Genomic DNA, 17,092 nt, shown 5'->3' on the forward strand with positions numbered 1-17,092 from the left:
CAAGCATATGATCCGCAAAAACATTTATAAATGGCACCGTATCTGCTCACTGATTATCGCGGTCCCCGTGCTGCTTTGGGCAACCAGCGGCTTTATGCATCCCATCATGACCAACCTGCGCCCGGCCATGAAAACTCAAAGTATCCCCGTGGAACCAATTGACAGCAGTAAAGTTAAATTGAGCCTGCGAGAGGTGTTAAAGAAAAACAAGATCGACAGCATTTACAGCGTTCGGCTGGTACACATAGATACCAATTGGTTTTACCAGGTTAAAACCAGCCGGAGATATGATCTGCAGTATATCAGCGCGAAGAACGGCAATATCCTCACCAAAGGCGACTGGCTGTATGCACAGTACCTCGCACGCTTATTTTTAGAAGGGGCGCCAAAAAAAACCAAAAGCAAAATGGTTATGGAAATGCCGGCAGGAACGCAGATGAGCGACATGTCGACTATGGCTGATTGCTGCGGTGAGGCCGCCAGTACCGTACTGAGCAACAAAACAGGAGCGCCAATTGAAGGCGCTTCGCTGATTACGAAATTTGACGAGGAGTATAAAAGCATTTATTGCCTGCTGCCGGTATACAAGGTACAGTTCAATCGTGATGACCATATCCGTCTGTATGTGGAAACCGGGCAGGACCGTTTCGGGGTCGCTGTGGATAAGAACCGGGCGGCTTTTACCGCTTTTTTTGACCTGGTGCATACGTGGGGCTGGACCAACTTTTTAGGCAAGGGCCGGATATTCGTGGAAATATTTTTTACAGGGTTAGGCTTTTTAACCGCGCTGATGGGTATTTATATCTTCTTTGCCACTAAAAGTAAAAAGGCACCTGGCAATCCATTGGTAAAGGCAAGGCGCAATCATCGTTATACCGCAATTATCGCATCCCTGTTTACCCTGATGTTTACTTTCAGCGGCTGTTACCACGCATTTTCCAAATTAGGGATTGAAGAAAAAGAAGTAAAATCAGTACAGCATAGTTTTGCAGTTTCTGCTATTGATTTTGATTTAAATAAGCTGCGTGCAATTGTTAAGAAGCCCGTAACCAATATTAGCCTGGTGCAGCTGGATGATAAAACTTACTGGCAGGTATACCTGCAAAGCGCTAAAAAGAATCACAAAAGCAAAGACTTAATGAAAGATATGAGCGCCGAGGCCGCAGCTATTACTTATATCAATGCCGCTGATTATTCTGTTCTATCCCATGGCGATGAATTGTACGCTAAAAGTTTAGCCACAAAGTTAAGCGGCCACAGCGCCGGAGAAATTGTTTCTACCCAACTGATCACCAAATTTACAGACGAGTATAACTTTACCGATAAGCGCCTGCCGGTTTGGAAGATCAATTATCCATTTAATCATAAAGAACGGTTATATGTAGAAACATCCACCGGCGTACTGGCAAAGAAAATCAATGATGTTGAATTGTACGAGGGTTATAGTTTTGCCTTGTTCCATAAACATCATTATATGGATTTCGGTGGGAAAATCACACGTGACATTAGTACGATGACAGGAGCGGCATTGCAGATTATGATGGTGGTTATTGGCTTTATCTTTTACTTTAAATGGCGCAAACGAAAAATAAAAATCTAAATAACGAAAGCCAACACCATTCTTTTCCTGGTTATCTTAGTTACGTTTTCAAACAGGCTTAAATAGGCTCATTAATCTCTACATTTTTTGCAAGTGTTTTAAATCTCACGCCGTTTGCCTGCACCACCGTAATGGATACATGCCCTGTTTTACCTGTTTTGATATCTTTTACAATGCCAGATTTTCCAGCATGTGTACCGCCAATGACTTTACATGTAGCGCCGTCCTTTAGTTTGTTTGAAGGAGTAGTTGTCATTTCAATTATTTTTTGAGCTGATTCACACGGTATCAAATATAAATTTAATAAAATTAAACTCCCAAATCACAGATAATTGCACTCACCAAATATGAAAATCAACAATAAATGAAGTCTGTTGATACAGGCCATTTTAACTAATCGTTATTACTTAACTTTCCTGAGCGCCTTGATCTTATTGATATTTTCGGCATCCAGCTTTTCGATAGCGATAGTAAAGGCAATTGCACTAATCTGCCTGACGTGCGCCTGGAGGTAGGCAATGGCTTGTTCCGGGTAAACATTGCGGAGTTCGCGCAGGGTCCAGCCAAGACCTTTTTGCACATAGTATTCTTTATCGTTTAGGAGATGTGTGATCAATGGCTCAATCTGGTTAAAATCCAGATATTGTTTTTTGGTGCGGCTATAATACAACAGCGAGACGAGAGATTGCCTTCTTTTCCAGGGATTTTCGTCCATGTTCCATTCATTGAGTTGCGTATAAATTGCCGGTTCAATTTCGAGGATCTTGGTATAAATTTTGGCCAGCGCGTCGCAAAGTCCCCAGTCATCTACCTGGTCTTGCCAGCAGACAATAACGGGCCACATGGCTCTGAGTTCGGTTTCTTTTTTAAGGTGGCGTTCCAGGAAAAAGAAAGCATGGAGCCGGGTCCGCCAGTGATCTGCAGTGCGCCAAAGTTCATCCCATATAGCCAGTTGTTCGCCAAACGGCAGTGCGGAAAAGGTATAGGGGCGTTTAGATTCACGGCGGTGGAGGGGAATGTTTCCCTGGAAGCTGTCAAGATGGGCTTTTACTTCTTCGGTGGGGCTGGTAGATTCTGCTGGTTTCATGCTTTGCGAAATTACCGTTTTTAGGCAAGAAGTGTTTTAATGAGGTGTCTATTATGTTAACTTAAAAGTCAAAATTATCGCAGCGATTTTACACAGAACACGGTATCTTAGTTAAAAAAAGCGATATGCTTGCCAACCAAAACTTAAAAGCCTTTGTACCGACCATGATGCCGGAAAAGGCCAGATCATTTTATAGCGAAGTATTGGGCCTGGAATTATTATCGGAGGACCAGTATGCACTGGAATTTGATGCAAACGGAACGTTGTTGCGCGTGGCTATTGTGCCGGAATTCAAGCCCCACCCGTTCACGGCCCTGGGCTGGAACGTGGATGATATTACCGCTACGATCAAGTCATTAAATGACAAAGGCGTCTTTTGTGAGCATTTTGGCTTTTTAGAACAGGATAGCTTAGGTGTTTGGACGGCACCCGGCGGGGCAAAAGTGGCCTGGTTCAAAGACCCGGATGGCAACCTGCTTTCTTTAACCGGGTACCAGGATATTTGAACACTTAAAAAGACAAATCCCCACAGCTAACCGACCTCCTGGGTTCTCCCCAGGGCGATTTCGCTATATCCACAAACAACACAAAAAGTAGATGAGTATAAGAATAAAAAGACTGATGTCTATTATTCTGGTAGTTGCTCTACTATTTTTCTGCCGCGTTTTCTTTTCGGTTAATATTGTTCCATGGACCACTAAATATTTTCATTTAAAATTTAAAGTCATGAAACAGAGCACATTCAAACAAGCGTTTATTAAGATATTTACGCTGATTACATTAAGCTTAACAGCATTTAGTTTCACCACTAAGTTTGGGCTGGACGGTTACGAAATCTATTTGAATAATAAACTCATTCTGAAGCAGTATGTGAACCAGCCACTTAGTTTAAGAGTACTGCAACTTGATAAAGCAAATGAGGGCGACAACCTGCGTATTAAGTATACCCATTGCACCGTTAAGGGGCCCGGCACCGGCCGGAGCATTGTTCTGCAAGATGAGCAAGGAAACACCCTTAAAAAATGGGCCTTTGCCGATGCTGCTTCAGATTATAATATGACGATACCGGTAAAAGAATTATTGCAGCTGGAAAAAAAGAACGCCAATCACGAGCTCAGCCTCCATTATGCCGCCCGGGAACTACCTAAAGGCGAAACACTAGCAATGCTTCATTTTAAATGAGGCAATTGATGAAAATTTAAAAGCCTTGCTCCCGATTAAAAGAAGCAAGGCTATAATTTTTATTCAATTAATTGAAAATCCAGGACGAATGTTGGGCGATGAATATCAGCTACTTTAATCCAGGGCAGATACGGTTAGCTTGATGATGTCAGCAAAAACAGATTTATCTGTAGTTGATTTTGCGGTTACCTGCATGCCTTTTACCGCATTAAATATGAATCTTGCCAATGCACGGGCATCCTGTCCGTTTCTTATCTCGCCACTGGCCTGGCCTTTCCTTATCACCTGGTAAAAGGCTTCATCCATTTGTTGTTCGTTCTTGCATATCAGCTTATTAACTTCGGCATCGTGCGGTGCTACTTCAACTTCGGCGTTCACCATGAAACAGCCTTTTTGCTGTTTATCAACCAGTAAATCGTTTATCGTAAGTTCCAATAGTTTTTGAATAGTTTCTTTGGCAGATCCGGAATGATCGATGATTTCCTGAATTTTAGCTGCGCCGGAATTTTGATAGCTCTCCAGCGCTTTCATAAAAAGGGTGTGTTTATCCTTATAAGTATCATACAGGCTTGACCGGCTAATGCCCAAACCATCCACCAGGTCCTGCATGGATGTGCCATTATACCCCTTGTGCCAAAAAAGTTGTATTGCTTTGGTTAGCACCTCATTCTCATCAAAATCTTTCGTTCTTGCCATAACCGGGAATAGCCTTGCTTATTCAAGCAAAGCTATTCATTTTTAATTATTTTTCTGTAAAGCAGGGGGTATTACCTTACGCCACCGCTTGCCAGTAATATTTCACCTGTTAACCAGCGTGAATCTTCTGATGCAAGGAACACTGCAACATCAGCAATATCATCAGGCTGACCAATGCGGCCAAGCGGTGTGGTACTTACAATTTGTGTTTGAAAGTCACTGCCAATAAATCCGGCTGTGTGTGTACCTTCTGTTTCAACCATACCCGGATTGATGGAGTTTACACGTATTTTTTTACCGCCAAGCTCTTTTGCCAATACATGGGTAATGGCATCAACAGCGCCCTTTGTAGCGGTGTAAATTGAACTTCCCGGAGGCGTGATACTAGTAACGGCAGAACCAATGTTAATAATGCTACCACCATTTTCACTAAAGTTTTTAACCGCACCTTGTGTAGTCAGTAATAAACCAAGCACGTTGGTGTTAAATTGGGTATGAAAATCTTCGGCGTTAATTTCTCCAATAGCGCCAAATTTGTAAACACCTGCATTATTCACCAGGATGTCAACCGCACCGAATGCGTTTTTTGTTTCTTCAAATAAACGAGTGATATCAGCTTCATTAGATACATTACCCTGTACTGCAATAGCTTTACCACCATTTGCTGTGATCTCGGCAACCACCTGGTCTGCCCCGGCTTTTGCCGAAGCATAATTTATTACAACGCTTGCACCTGCTGCTGCAAGGCTTTTAGCGATACCTGCACCAATACCTTTTGATGCTCCTGTTATTACAGCTACTTTGTTTGCTAACTTTTTCATTTTGCGTGTTAATTACTTTTTCTATATTTGGAATAATCGTTCCGCAAATATATATTCAATTCGGAATGAACGTTCCGGTTAATATTTTTTATGAGTCAGAGATGACGAAACTATACCGCAGAAGCTAAGCGCCTCCTGCTTGTTTTTAATTGATTTTCCTGTATATGCGGTATTGTAATTTAGTTTTTTAATAATTTCGTATCTTTAAAAAAACTTGCTGATTCATTAAATGCCCGCTACAATCTCCAATAAACTTGCTATTGTTTGGTCTGAAAAGATCCAGGTATTTGAGATGGCTTTTAACAATTTCTGGGACGAACTTTACCGCCACACTTACCGCAAAACGCAAGCCGAGGACGTATCTAAAGACCTTGTTCAGGAGGCTTTTATAGTATTGTGGGATAGCCTTGATAACCTGAAAGGCCCCGATGAAATATTGCCATTTTTGTATGGCACCCTACGAAATAAAACGTTGCGGGAATTTGAAAAATCCGAGATCCACTTAAGATATAGGCAATCTGCAGCAATAGTGGATAGTCCTTTTGATACTTCATCAGAAAATCTCCTGTTAAACCGGGAGCTGGAAACTGTAATTGCCGGCGAGGTAACAAAAATGCCGGCAAGAATGAAAGAAATCTATATTTTAAAGAAAGAAGAGAACTTTTCTATCCGCGAAATCGCCGAAAAATTGGGTTTATCTGAACAAACAGTAAAAAATCAGCTCCAGAGCGCTTATGGAAGACTGCGTTCCTGCCTAAAAGACTACAATTCGCCTATCGTTACCGTGGGTTTTGTGGTTTGCTACATGCCCTTATTACTCCACTGTTAATTTATTTGAATTAAATTGTAAAATCGTATAGTACTTTTTGCGCCTTAAACGTATATGTATATAAATAGCATATAGCGTGGAAGAGCAAGAGTTAAAAAAACTGATTTCGAAATACAATTCGGGTGTTGCCACGGCCGAAGAAAAAGTACTTGTTGAAAATTGGTACGAAGAATTAAATGGCGAAGAGCTATCCATAAGCCATGACCGCCTTATGGCGATAAAACAGGATACCTATACCAACTTATTGGCCCATATAGGCACCACACAACCTCAAAAATACCCCGCACAAAATAACAAATATGTTTTTCCGCTTTATTTAAAATGGGTAGCGGCAGTTTTGCTGCTATCCATTACTATTACTTTTTATTATTACAACAGGCGGGCATCTACACAAACAACAAACTACATTGCTAAAAATGATATAGCACCGGGTGGCAACAAGGCCATATTAACCCTCGCCAACGGCTCAAAGGTGGTATTGGATGATAAAAAGAACGGCCGGCTGGCTACACAAGGTCAAACCATTATTCAAAAAAAAGGGAGCGGGTTGCTAACTTATTTATCAGCTGCCTTATCAGGCCAAAAAACTACCGAAATAACTTATAACACCGTAAGTACCCCAAGAGGCGGGCAGTATGAGGTAATATTACCCGACGGAACGCAGGTTTGGCTCAACGCGGCATCATCCCTAAAGTTCCCTACCGCGTTTACAGGTAAAGAACGAAACGTGGAACTAACTGGCGAGGCTTATTTTGAAGTGTCCAAAAATAAGGCCATGCCTTTCCATGTATCGGCTGCCGGACAGGTGATTGAGGTTTTAGGTACCCATTTTAATGTTAACGCCTATACCGATGAAATGTTGATTAAAACAACACTGCTGGAAGGTTCTGTAAAGGTTAATAAAGGAATATCATTTGCCATGCTGAAACCCGGGCAGCAATCCACCATCAACAATAACGAAATAGCCCCGGTAATTAAAGTTACAGAGGTTGCTGATGCCGAAGAAGTAATGGCCTGGAAGGATGGCAAATTTTACTTTAACAATGCCGATATTAAAACGGTAATGCGCCAAATTGGGAGATGGTATGATGTGGATGTTGAATATGCCGGCAAAATACCAGGCAACGATGGATTTACCGGAACCTTTTCGAGAAATATGACTGCCTCCAAGGCATTAAAAATACTGGCGTTTTCTGGTGTCGACTTTAAAATAGAAGGGAGAAAGATTATCGTAAAATAAATACACTACATCAATCGGGCGGCGAGGCTGCCTGGCCGTGGTGGCCATAAAAAAACCGGAGAGTGCTACCAACACTGTCCGGCAATAGTATGGGCCAACCTCATTTGACTTACTTGAGATAAACAAACTGTACACTAACCCAAAACCATACAAAAGTATGCAATTTTCTACTTCTTGTTTGCCGCATTGTAATTATAATTATACGCGGTTTAAAAAAATACTATTGGTAATGAAGCTAACCACTTTACTCCTCCTGATAGGCTTTCTACATGTAAATGCAGCAGTTTATGGCCAGCACATAAACTTAAATGCAAGTAACATTACTATGGAAAAACTTTTCAAGCAATTGGAAAAACAAAGTGGTTATTCATTTTTTTACAAAGCCGGCGCTTTAAAAAATCTCCCTAAAATAGATGTGGAGATAACCGATGCCAACATTGATGAGGTACTGCAAAAATGCTTTAAAAACAAGCCGCTTGATTATCTTATTATTGATAAAAGTATAGTCATCAGGCGTAAGGATAAAGAACCCGAACCAATAGTTATATCGGTAAAGCCAACCAATGTACTGGTACATGGCAAGGTGGTTGATGCACAAAATGATCCTTTGCCAGGAGTAAGCATCAAACTTAAAAACACACTGCAGGGCTGGGTTACTGATGCCAAAGGCGAGTTTAACGCCTTAATTCTTGACCCCAACGTCGCCAATGGCATACTGCAAATAAGTTTTGTAGGCTTTACCACTCAGGAGGTGGCTATTAAGGCTATAAAAGCCCCGTTTATTATAAGCCTTAAGCCCGATGTTGGCAAGCTGGATGAAGTGCAGGTAATAGCTTACGGCCAAACTACCAAACGGTTCAATACCGGCAACCAAACTACAATAACGGCTAAAGACATTGCCAAATACCCCGTTACCAATGTTTTAGAAGCCCTGCAAGCCAGCGTACCCGGTATGAACATTGTTAAAACCACAGGCATGCCGGGCGGTGTGTACAGTGTAAAAATACGAGGGCAAAATGGTATTAATAACGGTACCGGCACCGATCCTTTATATATTGTTGATGGTATCCCCTACCAGGGAGGCTACTACGATCTGCAGAATGGTACCCTAGGTAACTTGCCGGGAAAATCTGGCATTGGCGGCGATGCGCTTAACTTTATAAACCCGCAGGATATTGAGAGCATTAACGTGCTTAAAGATGCTGATGCAACAGCCATTTACGGTTCGCGTGCTGCCAATGGCGTTATATTAATAACTACCAAAAGAGGTAAAGCCGGCAATGTTAAAGTTGATGTAAACGTATACTCGGGCGTAAGCAGGGTTACACGTTTGCCTCACTTTTTAAATACCCAGCAATACCTGGAGATGCGCCACGAGGCCTATAAAAACGATGGCCCGTCATTTTCACAGGCTTATGATATTAACGGCACCTGGGATACCACACGCTATACCAATTGGGCAAAAGAGCTGATAGGAGGTTCGTCGCACACCAGCAACGCGCAGGCTACAATTTCTGGCGGTAATGCCACTACACAATTTCTCATCAGCGGTAATTACAACAGGCAATCAAACCTGATGCGGTTAGGTGGCTCTGATCGTAACGCGTCTGTACATTTCAGCATAAATTCGGCTACTGCCGATAATAAATTCTCGGTATCATTTACCGGCGGATATCTGTATAATAACAATACAATAACCAATGTTGATTTTACAAATTCGGTTTCTTTAGCACCCGATGCCCCGGCACTGTACAACCCCGATGGATCATTAAACTTCCAGAACAATACCTTCAACAACCCTTATACATCGGCCAAACTCATTAACAATACGCCGGCCAGCAATTTAACCAGCAGTTCTATTTTAAGCTATAAACCGGTTAAAGGACTGGAAGTAAAAGCAACACTGGGCTATAACAGGCAGGAGATCAACGAATTTTTAGGAACGCCAACCACAGCCTCAGCGCCTTTTCTGAATGCAACAACCGGTCAAAGCAAGTTTACAACCGATGTTAACTCCACATGGAGCGTTGAGCCACAGATTAATTACAACACCAAAATAAGTAAAGGCGATTTTAGTGCTTTAGTAGGCGCCAGCCTGGCGCAGCAAACATCCGAGTCGACCCAATTAGTTGCAACCGGTTACACCAGCGATGCCTTGTTAAAAAGTATTTCGGGCGCTACAAAAATTACGCCTTATGTACCTTATGGATATGATAAAAACAAGATGGCCGCGCTTTTTGGCCGCATTGGTTACATTTGGGATAACGAGTTTCTGCTGCATTTAAGCGGCCGCTACGATGGATCGAGCAAGTTTGGCCAAAACAAGCAATACCATTTTTTTGGAGCGGTAGGCGCAGGCTGGATATTTACCGAGGAAAAATTCATAAAGGATAATCTTCCTTTCATCAGCTTTGGTAAACTGCGTGCAAGCTATGGTGTTACGGGTAACGATCAGATAGGCTCATACCGCTATTTGCAAAGTTATTATGCGGTAACGGTAAACGTGCCTTACCAGGGTATCCCCGGCCTTTCTGCAGGTAGCCCGGCAAACCCCAACTTATCATGGGAAACCACTAAAAAAGCCGAGATAGGCGCCGAACTTCAATTTTTAAAAGGCCGCATAACTCTGGATGCAAGCTATTACCGTAACCGCACATCTGATGTATTGTATGGCTACCCACTATCTATAGTTACCGGGACAACATCAATAACAACAAACCTGCCGGCAGTGGTACAAAACAAGGCCTGGGAGTTTGTCCTGACTGGCGTAAACATTAAAGGTAAAGATTTCACATGGTCAACTACCGGTTTATTAACCATACCACGTACAGCGCTTATTAAATACCCAAGCCTCAATACTACATCCTTCGCCAACGCTTATGTATTGGGTATGCCAACAACCATACAAAAGGTATTTAATTTTGCAGGGGTAAATCCACAAACAGGTGTGTATCAATTTTATGATAAGGATGGCCATATTACGGCCAACCCGGTTTCGGGTATTGACAATACCAGCGTCATCAATACCGATCCTAAATTTTATGGATCATTGATTAACGATATTGCTTACAAAGGCTTTACGCTCAATTTTACCTTCAGGTTTATCAAACAGGTTGGTAAAAGCGCTTTCGGACAATCTTCTTTGTTACCATCGGGCTTTGGCGCCATCAACGTTACTACAGATCAATTGGCCCGCTGGCAAAAACCAGGCGATGTTACCAGCATACAACGTTTTGGTACCAGCTTTGCCTTGCTTACGCCAATTTCATACGCCACCCGGAGTACAGCCGGCTATGCTGATGCATCTTATATCCGTTTCCAAAACCTGTCATTGGGTTACCAGTTTAAGCCGGCGGTGTTAAAAACCCTGGGTATACAAAATTTGCGGGTATACGTACAGGGCGATAACCTTTTAACCATATCTAAATATGGCAACCTCGACCCGGAAAATCAAAGCGCGTACAGCCTGCCGCCCTTAAGAACTATCACAGCAGGTTTACAAGTCACCTTATAAAATAAAAAGATCATGAAATTTAATTATCATATATTTTCAGCTCCTGGTTTTAAAAAGTGCCTTGGCTGTATCCTTATTCTGTTAACCTTAAACAGCTGTAAAAAAGCCATAGATGTTGGCGCGCAGGTAGGCGCTATTGATGCTAAAAACGCGTTTGCATCAAACGGTACGGCACAATCTGTACTGGCGGGTATTTTTGATATTATGGGCGCAGCGGGCTCGTTTTACAATGGCCAAAACAGTGTGAGTTTATTAATGGGCTTATCGGCCGATGAGCTGGTTAATTATAGCAACACGCCCGCGTACGGGCAGTTCTTTAGCAATAATTTAAGCGGACAGGGTAATAGCAGCACCTATTTTTGGGCCACTATATACCAGCAACTTTATAATTGTAACGCTGCAATTGCGGGGCTTACTTCGGCCACTGCTCTTACACCGGCAGTAAAGAACCAGTTGCTGGGCGAAGCCAAATTTGCCAGGGCCTACATCTATTTTTACGCCGTTAACATTTATGGCGATGTGCCCATGCCGCTTACTACAGACTACGTGGTAAACAATACCATTTCCCGTACACCCAAAGCGTTGGTTTATGCCCAGGTAATTCAGGATCTGAAAGACGCACAAGGATTGTTAAGTGATACCAAATACCTTAACGGCACCGGTGGTACTACTACTGATAGATTGCGCCCCAACAAACAGGCTGCATCGGCACTGCTGGCCAGGGCATATTTGTACACGCAAGACTGGCAAAATGCCGAAACGCAGGCCACCGCTGTTATCGGCACCTCAACATACGTGCTGGAACCCAACTTAAACTCCGTATTTTTAAAAGCCAGCCGCGAAACCATCTGGGCTTTGCAGCCGGTAACTACAGGCTATAACAACGCCGATGCTTATACCCTGGTGCTAACGGTTGATCCGCTAAAATCGGCAACTAACCAATTGCCGCTTAATAATATAGTTGTAAATGCATTTGAAACCGGTGATGCCCGGTTAACCAATTGGGTGGGTACATATAATGTGGCTGCAAGTGGTGCTACACCGGCTGCAACTTATTATTATGCCAACAAATACAAGGCCAATACCAGCTCGGGCAGCATCACGCCCATTACCGAATATCCTATTGAGTTGCGACTTGCCGAGCAATACCTCATCCGCGCAGAAGCAAGGGCTCAACTGGGTAACCTTGACGGGGCCGCCGCCGATTTGAACGTGATACGCGCAAGGGCGAGCCTGCCCGCCGCAACTACTGCCTCAAAAGACGCTGCATTGAGCGCCATTGCGCATGAACGCCAGGTTGAGTTGTTTACCGAATGGGGCCACCGCTGGTTCGACCTTAAACGAACCGGTAAAATTGATGCCGTAATGAGTATAGTAACACCACAAAAAGGGGGCACCTGGAATACGAATAAACAACTGGTGCCAATACCCGTATCAGAGATTTTAATCAATCATAATCTTACTCAAAACCCAGGCTACTAAACATTAAAAAAAGTAGCTGTTAATGCCCGCGCAATATTCTTTCATGGGGTATTGTGCAGGCATTTTAGCCACCGTTTTGCCTTAAATTTTCTACAGAAAAAAACTAACCATTAATGTATAACAACAAAAAACAAACCGGCCGCACGCTTATGCTGTCGGCCGCATTGATCATGGTATTTGGCTTTGCCCATGGTCAAAAAAAATCAAAAACAGCTGCTGTGGATACTGCCAAAGCAAAAAGCCTGGCTCTGCTGGCGCTGGCCAAGCCCATATCAAACATTAAGCCTTATAAAGAGGTGGTTCCGGCTACGGCCAAAACACTCAAAAGTTTTTTGACGGTTCACCTGGTGGCCGATAAGTATTTGTTCGAGATCCCGGACTCATTGCTGAAAAAGGACATCCTTATTGTGACCCGTATTGATAAAGCGCCTGCGGGTTTCCGCCTGCCCGGTGGCTATATGAGCTATGCAGGTGACGAGGTAGGTTCATCAGTTATAGAGTTTGAAAAGATCCCGGGCGATAAGATCGTGATGCGCTCGGTGGCTTTCAGGGAGTTTAGTAATGATACCACCGAGAATGGTTTATCGCACGCGCTCATCAACAGTAATTACCAAACTATCCAGGGTGCTTTCCCCATAAAAGCCATTAACAAAGAGGGAAAGAGCACAGTGATTGATTTTACCGATTTTATTAATAACGATAACAACATATTTGCACTGAGCGATCCGTTTGTGAAAAGCCTGATAGGCAACCTCATTATGGATCGGTCTTTTATCGATAATGCCTCGGCTTATCCCGCCAATGTGGAGATCAAATCGGTAAAAACATATAATATGCGGCCCGGTTCGGGCGGATATACAGCGCCACCTGTAACTTTTGAGTTTAACAGCTCTATCGTTTTATTGCCGGCTATCCCCATGAAACCAAGACCTGCAGACCCGCGCATCGGCTTTTTCTCCAACACATATGTAGATTTTGATACCAACCCACGCGGTGTTACCAACACAAGTTATATATGGCGCTGGCGTATAGAACCTAAGGATGAGGATATGGACAAATACAAACGCGGCGAACTGGTTGAGCCCAAAAAGCCCATTGTTATTTACATTGACCCGGCTACCCCCAAAAAGTGGGTACCATACCTAATGCTGGGTATTAATGATTGGCAGGCCGCCTTTGAAAAGGCTGGTTTTAAAAACGCCATTATGGCCAAACTGGCTCCGCTCAATGATTCTACCTGGAACATTGATGATGCACGGCATTCAGTATTGGTTTATAAGCCATCGGCTGTTGCCAACGCCATGGGGCCAAGCATTAAGGACCCACGCAGCGGCGAGATCTTAGAAACCCATATTAACTGGTACCACAGTGTAATGAGTCTGCTGCAAAGCTGGTATATGGTACAGGCGGGCGCTATTGACCCTCGGGCGCAAAAGCCGCAGTTGGATGATGAACTGATGGGACAGCTTATCCGTTTTGTATCATCGCATGAAATTGGCCATACTTTGGGCTTGATGCACAACTTTGGGGCATCATCAACAGTGCCTGTAGAAAACCTGCGCAACAAGGCCTGGGTAGAGGCACATGGGCATACACCATCTATTATGGATTACGCCCGCTTTAATTATGTTGCCCAGCCCGAAGACCATATAGACGAGCAAGGCATCTTTCCGCGTATTGGCGATTATGATAAATGGGCTATTGAATGGGGCTATAAACTGATTCCGGAGGCAAAAACCACTGGTGATGAAAAAGCCATACTAAACAAGTGGATGGTTGATAAGCTAGCATCGGGCAAGCAATATTTTTATGGCAGCCAGGTTGATCCGGCTACCAATGATATCTATATGTCAAACAATTCAGACCCCCGCGATCAAAGTGAAGACCTGGGTGATGATGCTATGCTGGCCAGTACATACGGTATCAAAAACCTTAAAAGGATTGAGCCCAATATTATGAAATGGCTAAAAGAGCCTAATGGAAATTACGATAAGGTTGGCGACATGTACAAAGAAATAGCAAACCAATATCAACGCTATATGGGTCATGTGTTAAAACATGTTGGCGGTACGTATACAACCCCAAAAACGGTTGAACAGGCAGGCCCGATTTATGCGGTAGTGCCTAAAGAAAAGCAAAAAAGAGCAGTAGCTTTCTTGCAGGAGCAGCTTTTTACCACCCCATACTGGCTGATGGATAGCAAATTGTATGACCTTACCACAACAGATTTTAGCCTGATAACTAAAATTCAGAAAGGCATATTGATGGCGCTACTTAGCCCGCAACGCTTAACTACTTTAGTTGACCAGGAAAAAAATTATGGCACCAAAGCCTACACCGTTGTCGAAATGCTGCACGACCTGAAACAAGGTATATTTTCGGAATTGACAACACAAAAGCCCATCGGTATTTACAGGCGCGATTTGCAAAAGACATATGTAGAACTGCTGATATCCATCATCAGCAAACAAAGCACCGGCGTAGATAATGATGGTCTGTCTGTTATAAAAGGGCATGCCAAATTGTTAGCGGCACAAATAAAAACAGCATCGGCGCATACTGCAAACACAGCAAGCCGCGAGCACCTTGTGGATATGAGCGAACGGCTTAACCGTGCGTTAAAGCCAAAAGCAGATATTGATAAATAAATCAATGATTGAACGATAACCGTATTTATTGTCCGTATCCCCCAGTGCGGAAATTTTGTTAAGCGCGACCGCTGTATTGCCATTTTGTTTACAAATGGCAATACAGCGGTTTCGTTTTTGGAACAATTTGGCAACAAGCTTCCCGGCAGAACACCTCCCCTTCCCGCATTTACTTTTCCCTTTTACCAATGTGGTTTATTCATCTAAACAAAATCCGGGTTATTAAAAAAGTGTGAATAAATACTGATTATAGCAGAAACAAATGAAATGTGTATTTTACGTGTGCCGTTCATGATGTGCCTTGATCAATTGGGTCACAAACGATACATGTTGAATATAAACCCGATCCCTTATCTAAAAATAATTTCATGTTAAGAATAATAGTAATCAGTTTCATTTGCCTTTCAAGTCTGTCCTGTTTCGCTCAAAAAGAAGTGACCTTAAAATCATTGTTAGCGGAATTAAAAGATAATACCGCGGTAGCAAAATGGCCAGATCCATTTTACAAGGAATCGCAGGCCAGCAGCTATGATCGCGCGTCAAAATCGCCAGGCACGCCGGGGTGGTTTGCCAATGATGACAGATCACAATATATAAGATCGGAAATTAACCAGGGGCGTAAAGAAGAAGTCATGATGGATGCCGATGGCCCTGGAGCTATTGTCAGGTTTTGGCTTACAACATTTAAACGAAATGGCAAAATCAGAATATATTTTGACGGACATCAAAACCCCGAAATCATTATTCCGTCCTATGATTTAATGAAAATCGGTTTGAATTTGGGTACCGCGTTACTGGAACCACACTCCAGTTACGAGCCTAAAGAAAAAGGCGGTACTACATTATACTTACCCATGCCCTACGCAAAACATTGCAAAATTACCTTTGAAGATAATGATCCCGACAATCAGCCACGTTATTACCAGGTGAATTACCGCACTTATGCAACAGGCACCAAAGTAAAGACTTTCACACTGGAGAATTTTAAAACGCTGGAGAAATTAACCGGGGCCGTTAATGATAAACTGCTGCACCCAGATAGTATTATAACCGGCACGCAAACCAAAATTGAGCAGGACATAGCACCCAAACAACAAATCTCGATGAAACTCCTTAAGGGTGCTGCCGCCGTGCGGTACATGGTTATAAAAATTGCAACTGCAAACCAGCATGATTACGAACAGGCATTGCGCTCTACTATCCTCAAAATAAAATTTGATGGCGAGCAGACAGTATGGTGCCCGTTGGGCGATTTTGCAGGAAGTGGCGTAGGGAGCAAGCCTTTAAAAAGCTGGTACAGAACAGTAAATTTGGATGGCAGCCTCATTAGCAAATGGGTAATGCCCTACCGGGTTTCTGCAGAAGTATCTTTGTTAAATCTAAATGAGATTCCCGTTCATGCATCCCTTTCGGTAGTTACCGAAAAATGGAAATGGAATGGCGGTAGCATGTATTTTCATGCCAACTGGAAGAGTGAAAACAATGTGACTATTAAACAAACGGAACAGTACAAACCGATTGAATGGGACTTCAACAGCATAACAGGAAAAGGAGTTTTTATAGGTGACACTTTTGCGGTTTATAATCACATGCACAAATGGTATGGAGAAGGCGATCAAAAGCTTTGGGTAGATAATGCGGTTTTTCCTGATGAATATGGTACAGGTACAGAAGATTATTATAATACTTCCTGGGCCCCGGTAGTATTGTACCAAACGCCTTTTGCCAATGCTCCGCGTGCAGATAATGAAGATTCATTCGGCTATAATACTTTTACCAGAACAAGAAACCTTGATGCAGTTCCTTTTAAAAAGCAGTTTCGCTATAGCCTGGAAATGCTTGGATGGGAAAATGGCACGGCAGATTGTGCAGCAACTACTTATTGGTACGGTTTCAAAAATGCCAAAAGCAGCTTAACTAAAAATCAAACTAAACCATCATTACTTCCCACAAATTAAAAGCGTTTTAGCATACATAGGCTGTAAAATAGCAG

Annotated in this window: 13 protein-coding genes; 9 read left to right on the forward strand and 4 right to left on the reverse strand. The window is 42.9% G+C overall.

The features are described from left to right. The first annotated feature begins 7 nt into the window (after positions 1–7). A complete protein-coding gene (locus tag AC1D0K_RS24680; RefSeq protein ID WP_477441489.1) occupies positions 8–1,600 on the forward strand; it encodes a PepSY domain-containing protein in 1,593 nt (530 codons plus the stop codon). Between the two features lie 58 nt (positions 1,601–1,658). On the opposite strand, the gene AC1D0K_RS24685 is transcribed toward AC1D0K_RS24680, so the two are convergent. Both AC1D0K_RS24685 and AC1D0K_RS24690 read right to left on the reverse strand, forming a co-directional pair. Next, positions 1,659–1,856, reverse strand: a complete 198-nt coding sequence (locus AC1D0K_RS24685) for a KOW motif-containing protein (protein ID WP_477391427.1) — start codon at positions 1,854–1,856, stop codon at positions 1,659–1,661. 147 nt (positions 1,857–2,003) lie between these two features. Further along, positions 2,004–2,687, reverse strand: a complete 684-nt coding sequence (locus tag AC1D0K_RS24690; RefSeq protein ID WP_477391426.1) for a DNA alkylation repair protein — start codon at positions 2,685–2,687, stop codon at positions 2,004–2,006. A 125-nt stretch (positions 2,688–2,812) separates the two neighbouring features. On the opposite strand from AC1D0K_RS24690, the gene AC1D0K_RS24695 reads away from it, so the two are divergent. Beyond that, the gene (locus AC1D0K_RS24695; RefSeq protein ID WP_477391425.1) at positions 2,813–3,193 is read left to right on the forward strand and encodes a VOC family protein; all 381 of its coding nucleotides are present in this window, start codon (positions 2,813–2,815) and stop codon (positions 3,191–3,193) included. 220 nt (positions 3,194–3,413) lie between these two features. After that, positions 3,414–3,869 carry a hypothetical protein gene (locus AC1D0K_RS24700; RefSeq protein ID WP_477441491.1) on the forward strand — a complete coding sequence of 152 codons (456 nt, stop codon included), beginning with the start codon at positions 3,414–3,416 and terminating at the stop codon, positions 3,867–3,869. Between the two features lie 114 nt (positions 3,870–3,983). Here AC1D0K_RS24700 and AC1D0K_RS24705 read toward each other — a convergent pair whose 3' ends face one another. Beyond that, the gene (locus tag AC1D0K_RS24705) at positions 3,984–4,565 is read right to left on the reverse strand and encodes a TetR/AcrR family transcriptional regulator (RefSeq protein WP_295721526.1); all 582 of its coding nucleotides are present in this window, start codon (positions 4,563–4,565) and stop codon (positions 3,984–3,986) included. Positions 4,566–4,636: 71 nt separating this feature from the next. Then, positions 4,637–5,386 (reverse strand): SDR family NAD(P)-dependent oxidoreductase, encoded by a 750-nt coding sequence (locus AC1D0K_RS24710; RefSeq protein WP_477391423.1) that lies wholly within the window; start codon positions 5,384–5,386, stop codon positions 4,637–4,639. 229 nt (positions 5,387–5,615) lie between these two features. Between AC1D0K_RS24710 and AC1D0K_RS24715 the strand changes: the two genes are divergently transcribed. The 6 genes from AC1D0K_RS24715 (at position 5,616) to AC1D0K_RS24740 (ending at position 17,057) form a co-directional block, all read left to right on the forward strand. Then, positions 5,616–6,215: an RNA polymerase sigma factor gene (locus AC1D0K_RS24715; RefSeq protein WP_295721522.1), complete on the forward strand. Its 600-nt coding sequence runs from the start codon at positions 5,616–5,618 to the stop codon at positions 6,213–6,215. A gap of 76 nt (positions 6,216–6,291) precedes the next feature. Continuing rightward, on the forward strand, positions 6,292–7,455 hold the full coding sequence (locus tag AC1D0K_RS24720) for a FecR family protein (protein WP_477442577.1): 1,164 nt from the start codon (positions 6,292–6,294) through the stop codon (positions 7,453–7,455). A 229-nt stretch (positions 7,456–7,684) separates the two neighbouring features. Continuing rightward, the gene (locus AC1D0K_RS24725) at positions 7,685–10,969 is read left to right on the forward strand and encodes a SusC/RagA family TonB-linked outer membrane protein (RefSeq protein ID WP_477391421.1); all 3,285 of its coding nucleotides are present in this window, start codon (positions 7,685–7,687) and stop codon (positions 10,967–10,969) included. 12 nt (positions 10,970–10,981) lie between these two features. Further along, positions 10,982–12,451 (forward strand): RagB/SusD family nutrient uptake outer membrane protein, encoded by a 1,470-nt coding sequence (locus AC1D0K_RS24730; RefSeq protein ID WP_477391420.1) that lies wholly within the window; start codon positions 10,982–10,984, stop codon positions 12,449–12,451. A gap of 113 nt (positions 12,452–12,564) precedes the next feature. After that, entirely contained in the window at positions 12,565–15,099 is a 2,535-nt protein-coding gene (locus tag AC1D0K_RS24735; RefSeq protein ID WP_477391419.1) for a zinc-dependent metalloprotease, read from the forward strand. A 368-nt stretch (positions 15,100–15,467) separates the two neighbouring features. Beyond that, positions 15,468–17,057 (forward strand): glycoside hydrolase family 172 protein, encoded by a 1,590-nt coding sequence (locus tag AC1D0K_RS24740; protein WP_477463114.1) that lies wholly within the window; start codon positions 15,468–15,470, stop codon positions 17,055–17,057. The last annotated feature ends 35 nt before the right edge of the window (positions 17,058–17,092 follow it).

The sequence above is a fragment of the Mucilaginibacter sp. P1_A3 genome, from assembly GCF_056406855.1.